The sequence below is a fragment of the Bernardetia sp. genome (genome assembly GCF_020630935.1).
Taxonomy (GTDB): Bacteria; Bacteroidota; Bacteroidia; order Cytophagales; family Bernardetiaceae; genus Bernardetia.
In genome coordinates this window covers 1-6,489 of sequence record NZ_JAHDIG010000016.1, presented here as the reverse complement: position 1 = coordinate 6,489, position 6,489 = coordinate 1, and the positions used below count along the sequence as shown (strand labels likewise).

The following is a 6,489-nucleotide window of genomic DNA, read 5'->3' as shown; positions in this document are numbered from 1 at the left end:
CTAACTATAACTCTCAAAAAAAGGCAGAAATAGAAATTCAAACTCAACAAGAAGAGCTTTTGGCTACAGAAGAAGAGTTGCGTCAGAATCTTGAAGAGTTAAGTGCTACACAAGAGCAGTTACAAAGTCAAAAAACTAAAATAGAAGAAGAAGGTATTTATAGAAAAGCTATTTTGGAAAATGCACCAATGATGCTTATTTCTACTGACACTAAAGGAACTATCACTAGCTTTAATTCATTGGCAGAAAAACTACTTGGATATGAGGCAGAAAAACTAATTGATAAAGTATCTCCTGCCATATTCCATGATAAAGAGGAGGTCGCTTACCGAGCAAAAAAATTGTCAGAAGAGTTTGAGGAGGAAATACCTATAGGCTTTGAAACGCTTGTTGCTAAAACAAAGAAAGAGCAGTCTAATATACAAGAGTGGACGTATGTTTCTAAAGATGGTAATAGGTTTCCAATAGAAATGCATGTGAGTGCTATCAAAAATAAAGCTACTCAAGCCGTAGTTGGATATTTATTTATTGCCCAAGACATTACAGAGCGAAAAGAAGCTGAAAAAGAAGTAGAAAAACTCTCTGTGGTAGCCAGAGAAACCAGTAATGCCATTGTCATTACAGATGGAGAAGGCTATACTACTTGGGTAAATGAAGGCTTTACTCGTACTACAGGCTACACATTACCTGAAATTATAGGTAAAAAACCAGGGAGGCTTCTTCAAGGCAAAGGAACAAACTACGACCACGTTTTAGCTATCCGTGAAGGACTAGAATCGAAGAAGCCATTTACACAAGAAATTCTCAACTATGACAAATATGGCAATCAATATTGGTTAGAACTTAGCATTACTCCAGTAATTGATAAAAAAACAGGTAAAGTAGCTCAATTTATTGGAATTGAAACCGATGTAACCAAAAGAAAACAAGACGAAGAAGCTCTAAAACGTTTATCTGTAGTGGCAAGCGAGACAAGTAATGCTGTTGTGATTACAGATGCAGAAGGATATATTACTTGGGTAAATGAAGGGTTTTTAAGAGTTACAGAATACTCTCTTTCAGAAGTGATAGGCAAAAAACCAGGTAAGTTGCTACAAGGTAAAGAGACAGATAGAGAACATGTCTTGGCTATTCGTGAAGGCTTGAAGTCTAAACAAGCATTTACACAAGAAATCCTAAATTATACCAAATACGGCAAACCTTATTGGCTAGAGTTGAGCATTACTCCTGTATTCCATGAAAAAACAGGCGAGGTAATACAATTTGTAGGAATAGAAACAGATATTACAGACCGTAAAGAGGCTGAAAAACTAATTTTAGAAAAAAATAAAGCTCTTCAGACTTCAGAAGAAGAGTTGCGTCAAAACTTTGAAGAACTACAAACTACACAGGAAGAACTTCAACGTCAAAAGATAGAAGTAGAACGTACACTAAGAGAACTAAAAAGCACACAAAGTCAGCTTATCCATAGCGAAAAAATGGCTACTTTGGGGCAGCTAGTAGCTAATATTGCTCATGAGATTAATACACCTCTAGGAGCGATTCGTTCTTCGGCAGGAGGCATCGAACAAACACTTACAGAGACATTACCTGTATTGCCAGAGTTTTTGAGCGCCTTGCCACAAGACGAACTCAAAATATTCAATAAAGCTGTTAAGTTTTCGGCTGAAAGCAATGTAGCTCTTTCTTCAAGAGAGCAGAGAGCTTTAAAATATGATTTGATTGAAACATTAGATGCATACAAAGAGATACAGTATAAAAATCGCTTTGCTGACTTGCTTGTAGATAGTGGAATATATAAGGATAGTGAAATGGTAAATGCAATTCTAAAAACTAAAAACCCTTATCATCTACTTCAAACTATACATCATATTTCGTCTATTATTAGAAGTAATCAGACTATACAAATGGCAACGGAGAGAGCTTCTAAAATTATTTTTGCACTCAAAAACTTCTCTCATCAAGACCAAAATGGAAAAAAAACAAAAACAGATGTAAACAAGAGCATAGAAAATACGCTCGTTCTGTATTATAATCAAATCAAACATGGTATTGATGTGCAGAAAGATTTGAATCAACTACCTCAAATAATGGGGTATCCAGACGAGCTTGTACAGGTTTGGACAAACCTTATTCATAATGCAATCCAAGCCATGAAAAATGAAGGTGTACTGACTCTCAAGTCAGAGAAAAAAGACGACAATATTTTGGTTTCTATTGGCGATACAGGTACTGGCATTCCAAAAGAAGCTCAATCTCGTATCTTTGATGCCTTTTTTACTACCAAAAAAGCAGGTGAAGGCAGTGGGCTTGGGCTAGATATTGTCAAGAAAATTGTTGAGAAACACAATGGCAAAATTTGGTTTGAGAGTGAGGAAGGTAAAGGCACAACGTTTTTTGTTGAAATTCCTTTATCTAAATAGTAAAATAAAACCACCTTATTTACTAAAAGTGAATAGGGTGGTAGCAATATAATTTGTTGGGTAGAGCTAATCTAAAAGATTATCACTCATTTACTTTTTTATAATTTATACTTGTCTGTAAATTTATACTACTGATTATTCGTTATGAGATATTTAAAACAAGAATTTTATCAAATATTAAAATCCGATGAAGATTTCTTTGATTTCATTCAATTAAATGCTTTCGATGGTCTTTGGTTTTGGAATTTAGAGAAAGCTGGAGATAAATGGTTGAATCCTAAATTCTGTAGCCTTTTAGGATATGAACGTGAGGAGCTAAAAGGCAATCAAATAAATAAAATTTTTCATAGAGAAGACTTAGATAAAGCACTAAATATTTTTGAGAAGTATAAAAAATCTAATACTAATACTTATGAAGATGACATACGATTTGTCCACAAAACAGGAAAAGTCTTATGGGTCAGAATGAAAGCATTGATATTTGGCAAATCAGGTAATGGTAATCATAGAGTAGTCGTAACACATACAGATATTACACAAGAACACGAGCAAGAAAGAGAAATTATCCGTACACTAAATAGATATGAGTCTATTCTAAATAGCCATTCCACTTTTATCATCCGAACAGACTTACAAGGAAATTACACCTACGTAAATGATTACTTCTGTAAATGTCTAAATTTAGTTAGAGAAGATATTATAAATAGAAACTCTATGACAGCCATAGTAGAGACTGACCGTCATAAATGCCTTGAAGCTGTAAAAACATGTTTAGCTGCACCTAACGAATCAGTGTTTGTTCGGCTCAGAAAGTATTTATTTGACAAAGAAAAAAATGAATTTACAGATGAGTTTATTTACACAGATTGGGAATATATCAGCATTTTAGATGAGCAAGGAAGCATTTCAGAAATACAATGTGTAGGAATAGAAGTTACACAAAAGGTAGAAGCCGAACAAGAACTGGAAGCGACAAAAAATCTTTTACAGACCTGTAATGAAGCTGTAACAACAGGAATTTGGCATACAGATTTAGTAAACAAAAAAATATTTTGGGACAAAGTAACCAAACAAATCCACGAGGTCAGCCCAGACTATCAGTCAGATACGACAAATGGTTTTAAGTTTGAACATTATACGCCAGAATATAAAGAAATAGCGAAAGGTTTAGTAGATAAAGCTATCAATGAAGGCATTTCATTTGATGAAGAGCTGCAAATAGTTACAGAAAAAGGAAATAAAAAATGGGTAAGAGCAATAGGAATACCTGTTTTTGAAAATCAGACATGCATAGAGTTATATGGAACTTGCCAAGACATAACTGTTCAAAAGGAACTTGAACTCAAATTAAAAAATAAAGTCAAGGAGCTAGAAAAAACACATCAAGAACTTACTCATGCTCAAAAATTATTAGAAACTACCAATAAAGCAGCCCAAATAGGAATTTGGGAGCTAAACTTTGATGACTTTACAACCACATGGGATAAAATAACAAAAGATATACACGAAGTAGAGGGTGATTTTGTTTCTGACCCTGAAAATGGTATTGCTTTTTACAAAGAAGGGAATAGCCGTCAGATAATTACAAAAGTATTTACTAGAGCTTTAGAAGAAGGAGTACCTTTTGATGAACAACTCAAAATTATTACAGCTAAAGGAAACGAGATTTGGGTAAGAGCAATAGGCATACCTACTATGAAAGATGGTAAGTGTGTAGAGCTATATGGTACTTTCCAAAATATAGATAAGCAAAAGAAAAATGAAATCATGTTGCAAGAAAAGCTAGAAGAATTGAAGACTTCTCAAAAAGAGCTTTTACATACAAGTACACTTTTGGAAACTTGTAATGCAAGTGCAACTATTGGAACGTGGAAATATGATATAAATAGTAGAGATATTGGATGGGACAATATAGTACACTCTATTTATGCTTTACCTAAAGGAGTTGATTTGGATACAACTTCCAAAATCAATTTCTTCAAAAAAGGAAAAAATAGAGACATAGTCATAGATGTTATAAAAAAAGCAAGGGAAGAAGGGCAGCCTTTCGATGAAGAACTAGAGCTAATTAATTTTAGAAGACAACACAAATGGGTACGTATAATTGGTATTCCTCAAATGGAAAATGGAAAATGTGTAGAACTGTATGGTACTTTACAAGACATTACAGAAAAGAAAAATACTGAGCTTGCTCTTCAAGAAAAGGTAAAAGAGTTAGAGAAATCACAGCAAGAAGTTGAAAGAATACAGTCTAAATTGACTATGATTTTAGAAAAAACAGGAATTGGACTTTGGGAATTGAATCTAGCAACTGGTGGGAGTTTTTGGGATGAGCAAGCCTATAAATTATTTCATGAAACTAAAGAAACATTTACACCCGAAAAGTGGCAAGAAAAAATACATCCTGCAGATTTAGAATATATATTCCAAAATATAAACGACTTTGCTGAGAATAAAACAGATATTTTCGATATAAAATACCGAATGAATCAAAAAGACGGAATATATTATTATCATTCTAGAGGTGTTTTGGTGGAAGAGAACAATGAAAAAAGAATATCAGGAATTGTTCAAGATATTACAAAGCAAAAATTATCAAAACTTGAGCTTCAACAAAAACTACACGAATTAGAAGAAGCTCAAAAAGAAATCAAGAAGATTCAAACCAAACTTACCATAACTTTAGAAAAAACGGGAATTGGTATGTGGGAGATTGATTTAGTAAATAATAAAACCTATTGGGATAATCAGGCAAAGAAAATACTTGGCATTAGTCAAGATGAGGAAATGACAGCTGAAATTGCTGCACAAAGAGTAAATGCAGACGACCTAAAAAAAGGCAATCAGATGATTGAAGATTTGGTTTTACAAAAAATACCACAATATCAAGTAATATATAGAACAAAACCCATTGATGGAAAAATCAACTATCATGAGTCAAAAGCAATTCTAATCAAAAATGAAGAAGGGCAACCTATCTCTATATTTGGTATCACACAAGATATTACTCAGCAGAAAAAATCTGAATATGAACTTCAAAAAAATATAGATGAATTAAAGATTGCTAAAGAAGAAAATCAAAAGATTCAAGAGCGTCTTACACTTACCTTAGAAAAAACAGGTATTGGATTGTGGGAGTTTGATTTGATAACAAAACAGCCTTACTGGGACAAGCAGACTAAAAAAATATTTGGACTTGACCCTAACCAAGAAATCAATGCTGAGATGACTGCTCAAAGAATGCATAGCGAAGATTTAGAAAAAGTCAATCAGATGATTGAAGATTTGGCTACACAAAAAATCTCACAATATCATGCTATATACAGGACAGTTCCTATTGATGGGAAAACACGTTATCATGAGTCAAAAGCTATTCTTATTAAAAATGAAGAAGGAGAGCCTGCTTTTGTCTTAGGGGTTACACAAGATATTACCAAGCAAAAGGAATATGAAAAAATTATAGAAGAACAAAATAAAGACCTAGCTAGTTCTGAGAAACAACTTCGAAAAGGAATCAGAGAAATGTATCATCTCCAACAGGATTTAGCCAAGCAAAAACAACAACTAGAACAGATTTTTGATGCTGTACCAGCTATGATTTATCAGTTCAAACGAGATAATAAAGGCAATGTGTCTTTCCCTTTGGTAAGTAAAGGTTCTGAGCTTATTTTAGGTGTAAACCCAAAAGATATTTTGAATAACTCTTCAAACAATATTTTTGAATCCATACATCCAAAAGATTTACTTGGCTTTCAGTCTGCTATAAATTATTCGGTAGATACTATGCAGCAATGGGAATCTGAATTACGCCTCATGAAAGATGGAAAAGAAATGTGGATACATGCTACCTCTAAACCCACTCAAATAGGTGATGGAGGAGTCATCTGGACAGGAATTATGCAAAACATTGACCAGCTGAAAGCAACTGAACAGAAAATCCAAGAACAAAACACTCAACTACAAGAAGCTTTAAAAGAACTTAGAGAAACACAGTCTCAACTTATTCATAATGAAAAGATGACGACACTAGGGCAGCTTGTTGCCAGTATTGCACACGAAATAAATA

2 protein-coding genes are annotated in these 6,489 nt (G+C 33.5%); both read left to right on the top strand.

The window, feature by feature from the left end; all coding sequences use genetic code 11:
• Positions 1-2,423 (top strand): PAS domain-containing protein (locus QZ659_RS06380; protein ID WP_291723665.1); only part of this gene is annotated, 2,423 nt, incomplete at its 5' end.
• Positions 2,424-2,567: 144 nt separating this feature from the next.
• A partial coding sequence (locus tag QZ659_RS06375) for a PAS domain-containing protein (protein WP_291723663.1) occupies positions 2,568-6,489 on the top strand: 3,922 nt, incomplete at its 3' end.